This window comes from Methylocaldum sp. (assembly GCF_039794385.1).
GTDB lineage: Bacteria > Pseudomonadota > Gammaproteobacteria > Methylococcales > Methylococcaceae > Methylocaldum.
This window is the reverse complement of sequence record NZ_JBDIVO010000025.1, coordinates 1-16,522: the sequence shown is the minus strand read 5'-3', so window position 1 is coordinate 16,522 and position 16,522 is coordinate 1. Positions and strand designations below refer to the sequence as shown.

The 16,522-nt window shown below is 57.0% G+C and carries 16 protein-coding genes; 6 read left to right on the top strand and 10 right to left on the bottom strand.

All coding sequences use genetic code 11. The annotated features are described in order from the left end of the window. Positions 1-3: 3 nt before the first annotated feature. The 6 genes from atpA to glmS all read left to right on the top strand — a co-directional run bounded on the left by atpA (position 4) and on the right by glmS (position 7,664). Positions 4-1,548 (top strand): F0F1 ATP synthase subunit alpha, encoded by a 1,545-nt coding sequence (gene atpA / locus ABJK70_RS04165; RefSeq protein ID WP_276205320.1) that lies wholly within the window; start codon positions 4-6, stop codon positions 1,546-1,548. A 10-nt stretch (positions 1,549-1,558) separates the two neighbouring features. After that, positions 1,559-2,422: a F0F1 ATP synthase subunit gamma gene (atpG, locus tag ABJK70_RS04160; RefSeq protein WP_133716329.1), complete on the top strand. Its 864-nt coding sequence runs from the start codon at positions 1,559-1,561 to the stop codon at positions 2,420-2,422. Between the two features lie 45 nt (positions 2,423-2,467). Next, the gene (gene atpD / locus ABJK70_RS04155) at positions 2,468-3,850 is read left to right on the top strand and encodes a F0F1 ATP synthase subunit beta (protein ID WP_156879896.1); all 1,383 of its coding nucleotides are present in this window, start codon (positions 2,468-2,470) and stop codon (positions 3,848-3,850) included. Between the two features lie 19 nt (positions 3,851-3,869). Further along, positions 3,870-4,292 carry a F0F1 ATP synthase subunit epsilon gene (locus tag ABJK70_RS04150; protein WP_077728317.1) on the top strand — a complete coding sequence of 141 codons (423 nt, stop codon included), beginning with the start codon at positions 3,870-3,872 and terminating at the stop codon, positions 4,290-4,292. Positions 4,293-4,457: 165 nt separating this feature from the next. Next, a complete protein-coding gene (glmU, locus tag ABJK70_RS04145) occupies positions 4,458-5,828 on the top strand; it encodes a bifunctional UDP-N-acetylglucosamine diphosphorylase/glucosamine-1-phosphate N-acetyltransferase GlmU (RefSeq protein WP_077728318.1) in 1,371 nt (456 codons plus the stop codon). 3 nt (positions 5,829-5,831) lie between these two features. Then, positions 5,832-7,664 (top strand): glutamine--fructose-6-phosphate transaminase (isomerizing), encoded by a 1,833-nt coding sequence (gene glmS, locus ABJK70_RS04140; RefSeq protein ID WP_077728319.1) that lies wholly within the window; start codon positions 5,832-5,834, stop codon positions 7,662-7,664. A gap of 43 nt (positions 7,665-7,707) precedes the next feature. Here glmS and ABJK70_RS04135 read toward each other — a convergent pair whose 3' ends face one another. The 10 genes from ABJK70_RS04135 to ABJK70_RS04090 form a co-directional block, all read right to left on the bottom strand. Further along, the gene (locus ABJK70_RS04135; RefSeq protein WP_077728320.1) at positions 7,708-8,193 is read right to left on the bottom strand and encodes a hypothetical protein; all 486 of its coding nucleotides are present in this window, start codon (positions 8,191-8,193) and stop codon (positions 7,708-7,710) included. 155 nt (positions 8,194-8,348) lie between these two features. After that, positions 8,349-9,449 carry a YkgJ family cysteine cluster protein gene (locus ABJK70_RS04130; protein WP_347257438.1) on the bottom strand — a complete coding sequence of 367 codons (1,101 nt, stop codon included), beginning with the start codon at positions 9,447-9,449 and terminating at the stop codon, positions 8,349-8,351. 55 nt (positions 9,450-9,504) lie between these two features. After that, the gene (locus ABJK70_RS04125; protein WP_156879893.1) at positions 9,505-9,915 is read right to left on the bottom strand and encodes a YkvA family protein; all 411 of its coding nucleotides are present in this window, start codon (positions 9,913-9,915) and stop codon (positions 9,505-9,507) included. Between the two features lie 94 nt (positions 9,916-10,009). Then, positions 10,010-10,819: a M48 family metallopeptidase gene (locus ABJK70_RS04120; RefSeq protein ID WP_347257443.1), complete on the bottom strand. Its 810-nt coding sequence runs from the start codon at positions 10,817-10,819 to the stop codon at positions 10,010-10,012. A 127-nt stretch (positions 10,820-10,946) separates the two neighbouring features. Continuing rightward, a complete protein-coding gene (gene hflC, locus ABJK70_RS04115) occupies positions 10,947-11,927 on the bottom strand; it encodes a protease modulator HflC (RefSeq protein ID WP_077728323.1) in 981 nt (326 codons plus the stop codon). Continuing rightward, positions 11,928-12,902, bottom strand: a complete 975-nt coding sequence (gene hflK / locus ABJK70_RS04110; protein ID WP_347257437.1) for an FtsH protease activity modulator HflK — start codon at positions 12,900-12,902, stop codon at positions 11,928-11,930. Positions 12,903-13,704: 802 nt separating this feature from the next. Beyond that, a complete protein-coding gene (locus tag ABJK70_RS04105; protein ID WP_347257436.1) occupies positions 13,705-14,277 on the bottom strand; it encodes a hypothetical protein in 573 nt (190 codons plus the stop codon). A 115-nt stretch (positions 14,278-14,392) separates the two neighbouring features. Then, positions 14,393-14,581 (bottom strand): hypothetical protein, encoded by a 189-nt coding sequence (locus tag ABJK70_RS04100; protein WP_077728326.1) that lies wholly within the window; start codon positions 14,579-14,581, stop codon positions 14,393-14,395. 354 nt (positions 14,582-14,935) lie between these two features. Further along, entirely contained in the window at positions 14,936-15,604 is a 669-nt protein-coding gene (locus tag ABJK70_RS04095) for an ABC transporter substrate-binding protein (protein WP_133716318.1), read from the bottom strand. Positions 15,605-15,983: 379 nt separating this feature from the next. Beyond that, positions 15,984-16,445 carry a hypothetical protein gene (locus ABJK70_RS04090; protein WP_086133036.1) on the bottom strand — a complete coding sequence of 154 codons (462 nt, stop codon included), beginning with the start codon at positions 16,443-16,445 and terminating at the stop codon, positions 15,984-15,986. Between the last annotated feature and the right edge of the window lie 77 nt (positions 16,446-16,522).

Sequence of the window (16,522 nt, the reverse complement as noted above, 5' to 3'; positions counted from 1 at the left end):
AGAATCATGCAGCTGAACCCATCTGAAATCAGTGAACTCATTAAGAAGCGAATCGAGCAGTTCGATATAGGTGCCGAGGCCCGCACCGAGGGCACGATCGTTAGCGTGACCGACGGCATCGTCCGCATCCACGGCTTGACCGAAGTGATGCAGGGCGAAATGATCGAATTCAAGGAAAATACCTTTGGTATGGCCCTGAACTTGGAGCGCGACTCGGTTGGTGCGGTAGTGCTCGGTGCCTATGAGCATCTGGCTGAAGGCGATACCGCGAAATGCACCGGGCGCATTCTTGATGTTCCGGTCGGCGAGGCATTGCTCGGGCGTGTTGTGGACGCTCTGGGCCGGCCCATAGACGGCAAAGGTCCCATTGAGACCAAGGAACGTTCACCCATCGAAAAAATTGCTCCCGGCGTTATTGCTAGACAGTCGGTCAGCCAGCCGCTACAAACCGGCCTGAAGGCGATTGACTCGATGATTCCGATCGGCCGAGGCCAGCGCGAGCTGATCATCGGCGACCGCCAGACCGGGAAATCGGCCATCGCCGTCGATACCATCATCAATCAGAAGGGCACGGGCGTTAAATGTATTTACGTCGCCATCGGCCAGAAGCAGTCCTCGATAGCCAACGTGGTCCGGAAACTCGAGGAACACGGCGCGATGGCTCACACCATCATCGTAGCCGCTTCCGCTTCCGAATCCGCGGCGCTGCAGTTCATCGCACCCTATGCCGGATGCGCCATGGGCGAGTTCTTCCGGGATCGCGGCGAGGATGCATTGATCATCTATGACGATTTGACCAAGCAGGCTTGGGCATACCGCCAAATTTCACTGCTGCTCCGCCGCCCGCCGGGTCGCGAAGCTTATCCGGGCGACGTTTTCTATCTGCACTCGCGTCTTTTGGAGCGTGCCTCCCGAATCAACGCGGCCGAAGTCGAAAAATTGACCGGCGGCAAGGTCAAGGGCAAAACCGGCTCACTGACCGCGTTGCCGATCATCGAGACACAGGCGGGAGACGTATCGGCTTTCGTTCCGACGAACGTGATTTCGATCACCGACGGTCAGATTTACCTTGAGACCAATTTGTTCAACGCGGGCGTCCGTCCGGCCGTGAACGCCGGTCTTTCCGTATCCCGTGTGGGTGGTGCCGCTCAGACCAAGATCATCAGGAAATTGGGTGGCGGTATTCGTCTCGATTTGGCCCAGTTCCGTGAGTTGGCAGCATTCGCGCAGTTCGCCTCGGATCTGGACGAGGCTACGCGGAAGCAGATCGAGCGCGGCCAGCGCGTTACCGAAATCATGAAGCAAAGCCAATACTCCCCGCTTAGCGTGGCGCAAATGGCCGTATCTCTGTTCGCCGCCAACGAAGGCTTTTTGGACGATCTCCAAGTCAATCAGGTGAAGGATTTCGAAGACGGTCTGCAAAATTACATGAAGTCGGAACATGCCGATCTCATGGAAAAGATCAATGCGACCGGCGACTACAATGACGAGATTCAATCGGCATTGCACGCTGCGGTTACGAAGTACAAAGAAACCCACACTTGGTAGGGATTGATCGATGGCCGTCGGAAAAGAAATCCGTCTGAAGATCACGAGTATCAAAAATACTCAGAAGATCACGCGGGCCATGGAAATGGTGGCAGCCAGCAAGATGCGCAGAACCCAGGAACGAATGCAGGCTACGCGGCCGTATTCCCGGAAGATCGCGCAGATCATCAAGCATCTGGCTCACGCGAACCCGGAATACAAACACCCATTCACGATCGAGAGACCGGTAAGCCGGGTCGGGGTCATTCTGATTTCGTCCGATCGGGGACTGTGTGGAGGGCTCAACGCCAATTTATTCAGATTGGCTCTGCGCAGAATGCGCGGATGGAACGCGGAAGACAAGGCCGTCACCCTAAGCACGATTGGCCAAAAGGGTACCGCGTTCTTCAGTTCGATCGGTGCAAACGTGGTTTCTCAGGCGACCAAGCTCGGCGACCGTCCCCATCTGCAGGATATCATCGGCGTCATAAAGACCATGGTCGACGAATATTCCGAGGGCAAGATCGACGAGTTGTACGTTCTTTACAACGAGTTTCTCAATACGATGACTCAGAAGCCGCGGCTCGTCCAGCTGCTTCCCATCCGACCGGAGGACATCGGTGAAGAACAGAAAGGCCAGTGGGATTACATTTACGAGCCTGACGCGAAGGAAGTGCTCGATCAGTTGTTGATCCGGTACGTGGAGTCGATCGTTTTCCAAGGTCTGGTGGAGAACAACGCCTGCGAGCAGGCGGCGCGAATGGTCGCAATGAAAAGCGCATCCGACAACGCCGGAAAACTCATCAAAGAGTTGCAGTTGATCTACAACAAAGCGAGGCAGGCGGCCATTACCCAGGAGATCGCGGAAATCGTCGGCGGCGCGGCTGCGGTCTAAGCGAATCGTTACAGAATAAACGCAAGAGTTTTTACGAGGACAGTCATGAGTTCGGGCAAAATCGTACAGATTATCGGCGCCGTGGTCGACGTGGAGTTCCCACGGGAGACCCTTCCCAAAGTTTACGACGCACTAAAGGTGGATGATAAAGACCTGGTGCTCGAAGTTCAGCAGCAGCTCGGTGACGGTATTGTCAGAACGATCGCCATGGGCAGCACCGACGGTTTGATGCGCGGGTTGAAGGTAACGAATACGGGAGCTCCGATTTCCGTACCCGTCGGTAAGGAAACCTTGGGTCGAATCATGAACGTCTTGGGCGATCCGATCGACGAGAAGGGCGCGATCGGCGAGAAGGAGCGCTGGGCTATTCATCGGAAAGCCCCGAGCTTCCAAGATCAAGCGGCGGCCAATGAGCTGCTGGAAACCGGCATCAAGGTTATCGACTTGGTCTGCCCCTTCGCCAAGGGCGGTAAAGTCGGCCTGTTCGGCGGCGCCGGGGTCGGCAAGACCGTAAACATGATGGAGCTGATCCGCAACATCGCGATCGAACACAGCGGCTATTCGGTGTTTGCAGGCGTCGGCGAACGGACGCGCGAGGGGAACGACTTTTATCACGAAATGAGCGAAAGCAACGTTCTCGATAAAGTGTCGCTGGTATACGGCCAGATGAACGAGCCGCCGGGCAACCGTCTGCGCGTGGCGCTGACCGGCTTGACCATGGCAGAGTATTTCCGAGACGAAGGCCGCGACGTGCTGCTGTTCATCGACAACATTTACCGCTACACGCTGGCGGGTACCGAAGTATCCGCGTTGCTTGGCCGTATGCCTTCCGCGGTTGGATACCAGCCCAACCTGGCGGAAGAAATGGGTGTGCTCCAGGAACGGATTACGTCGACGAAGGTGGGGTCCATCACCTCGATTCAGGCCGTGTACGTCCCCGCCGACGACTTGACCGACCCGTCTCCGGCAACCACCTTCGCCCACTTGGACGCGACCGTGGTTTTGTCCCGTCAGATCGCCGAGCTGGGTATCTACCCGGCGGTAGATCCTCTCGATTCGACTAGTCGCCAATTGGATCCGCTCGTCGTCGGCCAGGAGCATTATCAGGTTGCCCGCAAAGTGCAGAGCACCCTGCAGCGCTACAAAGAGCTTCGCGATATCATCGCGATCCTCGGCATGGACGAACTTTCGGAAGAAGACAAGCTGATCGTTTCCCGTGCGCGGAAAGTGCAGAGATTCTTGTCGCAGCCGTTCTTCGTCGCCGAAGTATTCACCGGCTCGCCGGGCAAATACGTATCCCTGAAGGATACGATCTCAGGATTCAAAGGGATCGTCGAAGGGGAATACGACGATATTCCCGAGCAGGCGTTCTACATGGTCGGCAGCATCGACGAAGCCCTGGAGAAAGCCAACCGGGGCGCCGCATAATTCAAAGAGAAAAAGCACTATGGCTATGACGATCCACGTTGATATCGTGAGTGCGGAGGCGGAGATTTATTCCGGGCTCGCGGAATTGGTGGTTGCTCCGGCCGAAATGGGCGAAGTGGGTATTGCCGCACGGCACGCACCATTCCTCACCCGGCTGAAGCCGGGCGAGGTGCGGGTAAAGGTTAACGATCAGGAAGTCCATCCGTTTTTCATTTCCGGCGGCATGCTCGAGGTTCAGCCCCATGTCGTGACCATACTCGCCGACACCGCCGTTCGCGCCAAAGACATCGACGAGGCGGCAGCGCTGGAAGCCAAGAGACGTGCGGAAGAGATGCTGTCGGACAAGTCCGGCAAGATCGATTACGCTCTGGCACAGGCACAGCTCGCCGAGGCTGTCATGCAGCTTCGAACCTTGGAGAAATATCGGAAAGGCCGCGCGTAAGTTCAGCCGTTTTCGAGACCCAGCAAAATACCGGGCACGCCGCTCCTGTATTTTGCTGGGTTTTTTAGTTTTTCACGTTAATATAAATACGAGTATCCGGTCGCTGTTTTCGATCGGGTCGAACCAGTCCTTATTTTCCGCTTCTTCAACAAGGAAAAACGGAAGATGCCTTTGGAAATCGTCATCCTGGCCGCGGGCCAGGGAACGCGTATGCGTTCGTCCCTTCCCAAGATACTCCATAAAATCGGCGACCGTACGCTACTCGAGCATGTATATGCATTGGCCACCCGGTTGTGCCCCGACAAGATCACTGTGATCTACGGACATGGTGGCGAGACAGTTCTCAAGAGCCTCGAGCACCTGAAGGTCATCTGGGTCGAGCAGAAGGAACAGCTCGGCACCGGCCATGCAGTCATGCAAGTTGCGGACGACATCGACGAAGCGCGCACGGTTCTGATTCTTTATGGCGATGTGCCCTTGCTCGGCGACGAGACGGTCGAAAAGCTGATTCCGCTGGCAGAGGCGGATCAGATGGGGCTGTTGACGGTCGATCTTGCCGACCCTTACGGCTATGGCCGCATCGTCCGGGATAGCAGCGGTCGAGTGGTCAGGATCGTGGAAGAAAAAGATGCCACGCCGGAGGAGCGTAAGATCAGCGAAGTCAATACGGGAATTTTGGCCATAAAAGGCAGACACCTCAAAACCTGGCTGAGCCGGTTGGAAAACAATAATGCCCAGCGGGAGTATTACCTTACCGATGTGATCGCCATGGCGGTTGCCGATGACGTTCGGGTGGAAACGGTACAGCCGCACGATCCGGACGAAGTGCTGGGCGTGAACAACCGCGAACAGTTGGCTCACCTGGAACGGGTTTTCCAAAGACGAGTGGCGGAAGATTTGATGCGGAACGGTGTCACCTTGCGCGATCCGTCGCGTTTCGATGTGCGGGGAGAAATCGAATCCATCGGGCGCGACGTGGAAATCGACATCAATGTCATTTTAGAGGGCCGGATCAAACTCGGCGATAACGTCCGCATCGGTGCCAATTGCGTGATCAAGGACAGCCAGATCGCCAACGACGTGGAAATTCTTCCGAACTGCGTCATCGAAGATGCCGTGATCGGCCAGGGCTGCCGCATCGGCCCGTTTGCACGCATCCGTCCGGAAACGCGGATCGAAGATCACGTCCACATCGGCAACTTTGTGGAAGTCAAGAAGTCGGCGATAGCCAGTCGTTCCAAGGTCAATCACCTCAGCTATATCGGAGACACGATCATCGGCCGCGACGTGAACGTCGGTGCCGGCACGATCACCTGCAACTATGACGGCGCCAATAAACATCAAACCGTCATAGAAGACGGCGCGTTCATCGGTTCGGATACCCAGTTGGTCGCGCCGGTCAGAGTCGGCAAGAATGCAACCATCGGTGCCGGAGCAACGGTTACCAAGGATGCGCCCGAAAATGCCCTGACCCTCAGCCGAGCGAACCAAGTTACCATCGAGGGTTGGCAGCGACCCACCAAGAAAAGGAGTTGAGTCATGTGTGGTATTGTTGGTGCCATCGCACACAGAGTCGTTACCCCCGTCCTGCTGGAAGGACTTCGCCGTCTGGAATATCGCGGCTACGACTCGGCGGGGCTGGCGGTATTGGACGATTCCGCTCAGCTTCAGCGTGTACGCAGAAAAGGGAAGATCAGGGAGCTGGAAAAGGCTTTGGAAACTTCCTTAGTCGACGGCAAAGTCGGCATAGCTCATACCCGTTGGGCGACACATGGCGTTCCCTCCGAACGCAACGCCCATCCTCATATCTGCCGCGAGTCCGTGGCCGTGGTCCACAACGGCATCATCGAGAATCATGACGATCTTAGAAAGGAACTCCGGCAAAAGGGATACGATTTCGAATCGGAAACGGACACCGAAGTCATCGTCCATCAGATCCACGGATTTTTGGAGGAAGGTCTGAGTCTTTTCGAGGCCGTCAAGGAAACCTGCAAGGTGCTCGAAGGGGCTTATGCCATCGGCGTGATCAGCATCAACGAACCGAAGCGGCTGATCGCCGCGCGCCACGGCAGTCCATTAGTGGTGGGGTTGGGCGAGAGCGAAAACTTCATCGCCTCCGATGTCTTCGCGCTAGTCGGTGAAACGCAGCGTTTTATTTTCCTCGACGACGGCGACATCGCCGATTTGTCCACGGAGGCGGTCGATATTTACGATAGACACGGAAATCCGGTACAGCGGCCCGTCCATGAAACGAAATTGGCGGCCGACGCCGTTGAGCGCGGCGAATACCGCCACTACATGCAAAAGGAAATTCATGAGCAGCCGGTGGCAATCGAAAAAACCCTCGACGGGCGGATACGGGCCGGAAAAGTGCTCGATGCCGCTTTCGGGCCGTATGCCGAGAAAGCGTTCGACCACATCAAATCGGTTCAGATCGTCGCTTGCGGTACCAGCTATCATGCCGGCATGGTGGCGCGCTACTGGATGGAATCGATCGCGGGACTTCCGTGCAGCGTGGAAGTGGCCAGCGAATTCCGTTACCGCAAGAATGTGGTTCCGCCCGGGACCCTGTTCGTCAGCATTTCGCAGTCCGGCGAAACCGCCGATACCTTGGCGGCGCTGAAGGAGGCCAAGAAGCTCGGCTATGCGCACACCCTCGCGATCTGCAACGTGCCGGAAAGCTCGATCGTTCGGGAATCCGAATCGACCCTGATGACTCGAGCCGGTCCCGAAGTCGGCGTCGCCTCCACCAAGGCGTTCACCACCCAGCTGACCGCCCTGCTCCTTCTGGTCGTCGCCCTGGGCAAGCGCAACGGGCTCCCGCAGGAGCAGGAAGCGCGGATCGTCAAGGAGCTTGAAAGTCTGCCGGAGCAAATCGAGCGAGTTTTACTTCTGGAGGACGAAATTCAGCAATGGGCGGAACGTTTCGGCGACAAGCGTCACGCGCTCTATCTGGGACGTGGTGCCCATTATCCGGTCGCGATGGAGGGTGCGCTCAAACTGAAGGAAATCTCCTATATTCACGCCGAAGCGTATCCGTCTGGCGAGCTCAAGCACGGCCCTCTCGCGCTCATCGACGCCGAGATGCCGGTAGTGGCGGTTGCTCCGAACAACGAACTTCTGGAAAAGCTCAAATCGAATCTTCAGGAGGTTCAGGCCCGGGGCGGCGAACTCTACGTCTTCGCCGACGTGCGCGTGCCCATGGAGAGCGCGCCGGGCGTCAATTTGTTACGCGTCGCGGAGACCGAAGAGATTGTTGCGCCTATCGTCTACACGGTGCCCTTGCAGATGCTCGCCTATCACGTCGCATTAATCAAAGGTACCGACGTCGATCAGCCGCGCAACTTGGCGAAATCCGTCACTGTCGAGTGAACCGGATCGCGTGACTATCAGTCCTCAGAACGGACGTTCCGAACTACGGATGGTGGTCCGCAGGGCTGGCACGTAATCCACGCCAGCGGGTGGCGAGTAATTTGAAGATCAAGCCGGTGCCGAGCCCCCAGGCGCCATTGATCAGGAACGCCGTCGCGAGCAAAGGAGGGTGCCAGCCGCCTCCCAAGGGCCGGCCCTTGAGCGGAAATACCACCAAGAGCGCCACCAGCGACGGCAGAATGGCGCCGAACAGGAACGCTGTCACCCAGTAGCCGGGAGGCGGCGGAAACCGGGGTTCTACCAGCGCAAACAAAAAACCCCAGACACCGCCCCAGAAGGCCAACGAGAACACGGCCGGGATGCCGAACGGCGAGGTTGGCGCCAATGAGAACGGTGCGAAAGGCGCCAGACCGACGGCCCAAAGCAGCGCCAATGTGAGCTGGTGGAAAATCAGTGTGGCGAAAAAGCCCGCGACAAAACCGAACAATCCCCGTGTCGCAGTGTCTATGGGCGTATCGTGATAAGCCATAACAGGTTTCCTCCTGAATAATGATTCCCGTATCCCGCTTGAAACCAAGCGCGGCGCCATTACGATGAGCTTCTGGCCAGCGGTTAGCCCCGTTTAAATTAAGACTTCATGCCGCTGGGCAGGTTTCAGATCGGCTTATTGCAGGGACCGGTCATTCATAGCGAAAGACCGACCCTGCGGCGCGCATCGAGGCAGTTTCCGCTGCCGCGGGTAAAGTCGCGGCAGGTTCTTGGACGGTCGTCGTAGATCACGCATGCGTAGCTCTCGGTGGAAGTGCCGCCTCCGGACAGCGCAGCACAGCGCGAGCCGTGTCGCCGCAGCTTGCTGCGGGCATCGTGAATGATGACGAGGGTCGGATGGCGCTTGATCACCGGCTCGCGCTTGGAGATCTCGACCGAATCATAAGCCTCGCGGCAACACGCGCCGCAGGTAAGGCAATCGAGCTCGTCGGCCGGTTCGAAACGCGAGCACGCCGGCGCATCGCTTGGCAGCCGGACGCCGGGCGCATGCCGGCAGCGCAATCCCCGGCGCTCGATGAACGCCCAGGCACAGCCGGTACAGCCGCGGCCGCTATGATACGCCGCGATGGGCGCGTGCCCCGCCGGATGCCGGGCGGGTGGTTCGGCCGCCTTCGTCCACAGCGAAGGCATCGCGCTTTCGCCGCAGGCGTCTGGGCCAGCATTAGCGTTGTGCTTCACACGGGGAACTAAAGCCGCAATGGCCGCGCTGGCGGCGAGCGCCTCGTCGAGGTGCGGCGCCCAACGGTGCTGCGATGCCCGCCAAGCGGCAAGGCGTGCGGCGACACAGCTACGCTCGCGGCGCCCTCCCTCTTTCGGCGACGCCGTGAATGGATCGGCGGGCAGCGACTCCCAAAAGCTTACGCGGAAATCGGTGGTCGGCGCGAAGAAATCCCGCAGGCCCACGCTATCGGCCAGATAGGCTTGCAGCCGCAGACAAGCATGCTCGCGCCATGGATTTCGGCCGCCGCTGCCGACTAGCCCCCAGTCTACCTGTCTTTCGCCGGCTTCCCCTTCGACCAGGGCATGACATAGCTCGTGAAGAATCATCTGGGCGAGCGAATCGTCAGGGTCGAGGATGTCGTCGGTGCCGATGAAGATCGTGCCGCGCCCATCGGTCGAGGCGTAGGCGTGCGGGGTGCGTTCGATGCGAAAGCCCACGCGTTCGGCGCAGGCAATCCACACCAGCGCGAGCGGGTCGTCGTAACGATGGGTCGGGCAGCGGAGGAACTCGGTCATGTCGGATGCCGGCAAATCGGGTCGCCGATATTACCAGGTGGAACCTTGTCCGTCTTCAAGGCGAGACCGGCGCATCCGCGAACACACTGTAAAGCCAGATCATCCCTAGAGCGGCCAGCGTCAACCAAATCATGACGATAAAGGCTCCGGCCGCATAACTCACCGGTTTGTTGCCGGGCGTGAATGCGTCTGCGGCCGCGGATCGGCATTCGGCGAGTACCGCGGATGGAATCAATCGAATCACCAAGGCCAGTCCCAGCGGAATCAAGACTAGATCGTCGAGATATCCCAGCACGGGGATGAAATCCGGGATGAGATCGACCGGGCTGAACGCATAAGCCACGATCGCGGCCGCGAGAAGCTTTGCATACCAGGGCGTTCCTGGATGACGGGCGGCCAGATACAGCGCGAAAGCCTCCGCTTTGAGGCGACGGGCGCGTTGCTTAAGCTCGATCAAAAGTGGCATTGGAAAAGAATTGTGCAAAGGCGGGTTGCCGTTCTTCCGTTCGCAGCGAGCATGCCGATTTAAAAGCCGCTACGCAAGCGATCCGACAACCGGTTCAGGGCGCGCGGCGATTGGCTTCATAAACAGGCATCAACTGCTGAGCCTTTACCCGCATGCTCTGTAGGCGTTGTTCGGGATTGGGGTGAGTGCTGAGCCAGTCCGGACCGCCGCTGCCTCCGACTTTGATCATTTTCTCCCAGAGGGAAATAGCGGCAAAAGGATCATATCCCGCTTTGGCGGCGAGCTCGATGCCGACCGCGTCCGCCTCGCTCTCGGCCTTGCGGCTGTTGGGCAACTGCAAGCTGACGGTGGCGACGGTATCGGCGAGGCCGGCCACGCCGCCCAAGTTATAGCCAGCGATTGCCCCGGCCAGAACGCCTAGGCCCAAGCCAAGCTTTTGAACCTGAAGGCGCGACATTTTCTCGGCCTGGTGCGAGAGCAAGGCGTGAGCGATTTCGTGTCCCAGAACCTGAGCCAGTTCGTCGTCCGTGGGACGGATTTTCTGAAGCAGTCCCGTGTATACGGCGATCTTGCCGCCGGCCATGCACCAGGCATTTACTTGATCGCTTTTCAGAACGTGCACCTCCCATTGCCAGTGGCGGGCCTCCGGACGCAGCGCTGCGGCTTGTGCAATTAACGGCTGTGCTATGGATCGAACCCGATTGACCGTGGCGGGATCTTCGTCTAGGACCTGCTGTTTTTCGGCATTCAGCAGCAATTGGTCGTAAGCCTGTGCGGAGTACCGGGCGGCCTTGTTGTCGCTGACCAACATGATCTGACTGCGGCCGGTGATGGGATTGGTCGCACAGCCGGCGATTCCGACAGAAAGCTGGATGGCAAGAAGAGTAGCCAGGAAGCGATTCACCAAGTGACTTTGCCTCGACATAGCGCCGGATACCCCCGATTTGACGCCGAAATCGACGAAAGATTCGGCTGGTTCCGGTCGAGAGCTTCCGACGAGCCGTGCCGAACGGCCTGGCCATGCAGTGGCGCTATTGGTCACGGTGCCCTTTTTGCTCGATGCGCTTGAGCAAGGCAAAAAGATCGCTGTTGGTCGAAAGAACGACCGTAGATTCGCCGTTGATGACCTTGCGATAGGTTTCGAGGCTCTTCAAGAAACGGTAGAAGTCGGCCGCCTCGGGGCGCTGCGTGTATGCCCTGGCATAGATCTCCGTCGCTTTGGCATCCGCCTCGCCGCGAATTTCCTGAACCCGTTTGTAGGCGGCCGATTCGATTTCGTTGATGTCGCGGTCCTTGTTGCCGGAAATGCGCGCGGCTTCACCCTCGCCTTCGGATCGGAACCGCTGGGCAATCTGTAGCCGCTCGCTGATCATGCGTTGGTGGATGCGCTCGAGCACGCCCGGATTGTAATTGATCCGCTTGAGCCGGATGTCCAGAAGCTCGATGCCGAACTCGGCCAGTTTCGGAGCGGCGGCGTTGAAGATGCCTTTTTCGATTTCCAGCCGACCGTATTGGATCGGACGCAAAACGCCAAGCCCGCCTACTGCCGATAGCGCGCCTGCGACGCTTTCATCCTGCAGCGGTCGACGCGTTTTGTCGGTGCGAACCACCTCGATCAGTTCGTGCCTGGCTATCGCCGTGCGCGTCTCGCTGCCCAAGATATCTTCCAGACGCGACTGGGCACTCCGCTCGTCCCGCAGGCGAAGGTAATACTGCATGGGATCGGTGATGCGCCAGCGCGCGAAGGTATCCACCTGAATATAGGTCTTGTCCTTGGTCGACATTTCCACCATGGGCCCGTCCCAGGCCAGATAACGTTTGTCGAAACGGGTGACCTGCTGGATGAGAGGCAGTTTGAAATGTAGACCGGGGTCGGTAATGGGGTCGCGGACCGGCCTGCCGAACTGGGTAACGATTGCTTGCTCGGTTTCGTTGACCGTGAATGCGGACAGCAGTACCAATGCAGCCGCCAAGAGCGCGAGAAGAATCGCGAGAGTCTTAGCCAAGCTCATTTATCTTTCCTCCGGCAGCCGTGCGGGTAAGGGAAGCATCGGCAGGATCTGCTGTACCGATTCGTCCACGATGATCGATTGCTTGGCCTCGGGAAGAACGTCGCCCAGCGTTTCGAGGTAAAGACGCGCCCGGGTGATCTCCGGCGCCTTGATGTATTGCTCGAGAACGGCGCTGAACGCGGCGGCATCGCCCTCCGCCTCGTTGATCCGCTTGAACCGGTAGCCTTCGGCTGCGCGGATTTTCTGATCCGCCTCGCCGCGGGCGCGGGGCACGGCTTTGTTGTATTCGCCGTTGGCCAGATTGATGGCATTCTCCCGGTCCTGCTGCGCCCGATTCACTTCGTTGAACGAGGGCTGCACGGGTTCCGGCGGATTGACGTTCTTTAACTGCACCTGATTGACGGAAACGCCGAGGCGGTAACGGCCCGCCAATTCCCGCAGCCGATCGAGGACCGATTCCTCGATTTCCTGGCGGCCTATCGTAATGATTTCGTCGACTGTCCGGTCTCCTACGACTTCCCGCATGACCGATTCGGAGAGGTCCCGCAGGGTCAGTCCCGGATTACGCACCGCGAAGAGGTAAGTCTCGGGTTCGGTGATGCGGTATTGCACGACCCACTCGACGAGCGCCGCATTCAAGTCTCCGGTCACCATGGATTTTTCCTTTTCCGGCTCCTTGCCCACCTGATCCGGGTGGGTGTAGCCGGGTGTGACCAAACCGAATTCCAGCTTGAGTTGCCGCTGGGTCGGCACCTCGATCACGTTGTCGATGCCGAACGGAAGTTTGAAATGCAGGCCGGGCGGCACTTTAAGAATGTATTTTCCGAACCGGAGCACAATGCCTTCCGATTCCGCCGGTATTGTGTAGTACGAGGTCCATGCCAAGACGATGAGCAATAGAATCAGGAGGATTCGCGGCAGGGAGATGGGCGGCGGGCCGGAAAAACGTCCGAACAAAGGTTTTACGTTACTCACGAAGTTCTTCCTTTGAAAAACATATTAAGCCGTAGTCCGGCAAACTCTAGCGATATGGAACAGCTCAAGGATAGCCCTATAACGCGTGCATGTGGATGCCACATCACAAGCTTTCCCCGGATGCGAAGTCTCAATTTGTCTGAAACTTAAGCCGGTGCAGTTCGGCAAAAAGTAAATGATTCGGACGGTTTGATTCAGCATCAGAGTTCTTGTTGCCCGTCATTCGGGAGGTCATCCTCGTTACCGATTTCGTGGAAGGAAGCCTGAACGCAATTCGCGCCTGGGCGCCGTTTTGGAGCCGATTCAAGTAATCAAGACGAGCCTGATCCCGGGGCAAAAAAGCGTGTCTGGCTCGCCTGCCGGCTCACGGGGATGATCAACAATATGATGCTGGATTTTGCCGCACTGCATGGAATAGCCCCGCAGGCCGAGCATTTTCCGATGAGCCGGGGGAACGAAGCGTTGAGCTCTTTAGGACTGGGAAAGCATGGTACCGTGTTGTGCAGGAGGTCGGCTTTGCCTCATCTGAGGCCGATCGAATTAGAGAGCGTCAGAAAGGGAGAGTTTTGTTATTCTTAAATAGAATAACGATACCAATGTATAGTCTTGTATGTAATAAGATAGGTAGGTTAAAATCCTTTACAGCGTAATAATCGACTCTCCTCTTAACCTCACCTTTAACAGCCTCGGTCTACCGGGGCTTTCTTTTGAACGAGCCTTCTTATCGACCATATCGAGGTTGACAGGCTGATTTCAAACCGCCGACGGCACATTTGAGCGCCGCCGGCTGTACACGATTGATTTAGATCTGTTCGGCTACGGTTACGCAGAGATTGGTCGGATTTTGCTGCGCGTCCAGTACTGGCTTGATGGAAAAGCTCACCAGATTTTCCACACCTGCATCGCCGAGATCGGTTACCGGAACACCCTCTATCTTGATCTTGGTGCCTTTGATCGACCAGGTGTAATTGGCGTCGAAGCCGGTATTGTTTCCGGAATTCTCAAGATCCACCTCGAGCGTGGCTCCGTCGCAGGCCGCTGTGGGTTTCTTCAGGTCGAGCACGTGGGCGTGAAACCCGCTCTTGGGATCTACGTGCGTGCTGTCCTGTATGGGCAAATGAGTAACCAGGACCAGGACGTTGTTGGTGCCGTCGGTCAGGGCGCCATAACCGAATGCGCCTGCCTTGCCGTCCATAGGCACGGCGGCCGATGTTTCAATTTCCACGTCAAGAACCTTCCCTTTGCTCTTGTTTTCCCATTCGACTTCCGCTTGTTTCACTTTCAGATAGTTCGGTGTTTCGGCCCAACTTGGGGAGGACACGAGGATCATCGATGCCACGGAACCGAACAGGGTCATCAATCTTATCGTTTTCATCGAGAGATCTCCTTTATATTAGCGATTGGTTAAGGTGCCGAACACGGATCGGCGCCCGAAGCGATAATATGATCGACTCGATAATATTTCTAGGGAAGAGATCGAATGGGAGAGACTATTCCCGGCCAAAATTCTGATTTTCTCTCTCGCTTACAGCAAACACATGCCTGTTTTGGTCGAATCCTCTCTCGGCGATTCCCAATCGGGTTTCCGCTATCGCCTTGGCTTCAAGGCTGGTTGGTGCCTTTATCTTGATAACCTCGGTACGGCCATCGAGATAAAGATAAACGTCGTAAGTATTCATAATGGGGAACACTCGAAAGAAACTTAGGGAGGGGCTTGAGATCGCTTTTTTTCCAGTGAGTCCGACGGAAAAAATACGCGTGCGACCGTTTCCCCAAGCCAGATCGAGACGATAGAAAGAATCGAGATGTGATTCTGTGAGAAATTACCCAAGAGCCAGGCTTACAAAGCGTGCTGGCGCTCAGGTATCAGGATCGATGGCGGTCCGTCCTTGGTGGGAGATTACCTTCGCCTTGCTGTCGCAAGCCACCCCGATCGGCTGACTTAAGATCGAAGTCGCCCGGCAGAGATGTCTCTCCTGGGCGACAAGGGGGGCATCGCGCAACGCGACACCCGCGTAAGCGGGAAAGCAGTTCTAGGTGGCCGGGGAACGGGCAGCGCCGTTTATCGAGGCTTTTGATCCTTCAGCGTTGCGCTTGCTCAGTTCGTCGATGACACTGTCCAAAGAGCCGGTCCGGGCAATGTCCTCGCTAAACGTCGTGCGATAGTTTTGCACCAGACTGATGCCTTCTATCAGCACGTCATAGACTTTCCATGCGCCATTGGTGTCGACCATGCGATAGTCCACGGCGACCGGTTTTGCGCCGGGCTGGAGAATCTCGGTCTTGATGACGGCTTTCTTGTCGGCTAGCGGTGTCTGAAGCGGCAGATAGCGGATGTCCCAGTCCTTATATTCGGTGAATGCCGCGGTGTAAGTGCGAATGAGCAGCATACGGAATTCGTTTTTGAAACGTTCCCGCTGCTGTGGAGTGGCGGTTCGCCAGTGCTTGCCTAGAATGAGCAGGGCCGCGCGATCGACGTCGACATGGGGCTCCAGGATCTCCTTGACGATGCGCGTCGCTCTGGGAACGTCGAGCTTATAGTCGTATTCCCGTAAGGCTTGCTTTACCTCATCGGACGTTTTCTGAATGACTTGCTGGGGTGGAAGCAGGGCTTCAGCACCGGTCACAACCGGGAGGAACCCAAGAAAAATCGAGCACAAAGCCAGGAGGGCTTTGCCTGTTGAGGTAAATTGAAAAGTCATCGGCTAGCTCATAAAACAAAATATAAAAAAGACATTCAGCGAGCGTTCCGAATTTTTCGGGCGGCATGCTGATTTCTCGGGGTTCGGAGTCCAGAACAAACAGCAAAATGATACCGGCTTATCCGATCGGCGGTAATGGTTTTGTTCCCCGGTATACCGGTAGTTTGTCGTAGCTGGCATCGCTGTTCTTTAAGCATTCACTGTGCCAAATCTTTTCAGCTCTGACGTTTAAAGTACGACCCGATCACGAAGGAAATAATCCTTGCACCCATGATTTTTTGGTGCGAGAGGAGTCTAATAGGTCGATATCAAAACTGTGACACTGACTGCTCATAGGCGTGCGCTGCTTATGGATGTCTGCTTCAAAGAGCCCTGTCGATTACTTCGGATCCTGCTGTTCGCGTTCATCGGTGCGCTCGTGAGCGGCTGCGGCGCAGGTGTTCATTATCGGGCGGGCATCGGCGCGGGATATCCGAGTCCTTACTACCGGTACGATTATTATCCTTATAGCTATTTCCACGGATACGGCGCCTACCCTTACACGTACCGGCGACCCTATGGCTATGACCGGCGTTTTTATGGGTTCGATCGTTATCATCGCCCCTACTACTGGGACAGACGGCCTTATCGCTACGATAAACCGTTCCAGTACCGCGACAAACGGCCCGATCGATTCGATAAACCTTTTCAGTACCGTGACAGACAGCCTCATCGGTTCAATAAGCCTTTCCGTCACTGGGAACGGCGGCCTTATGGTTCCGGTGTGCCATTTCGTAATCCTCGGCCACATAATCGCTACCGACGTTAACCACGTGACTGCGAGCCCTTGGCTTTGCGCCATGGCAATCCCGGAATTTTTCGTTCAATCATGGCGGGCGTATAGGGCGCCCTTTACCATCGCTTGGTTTTCCCGTAATT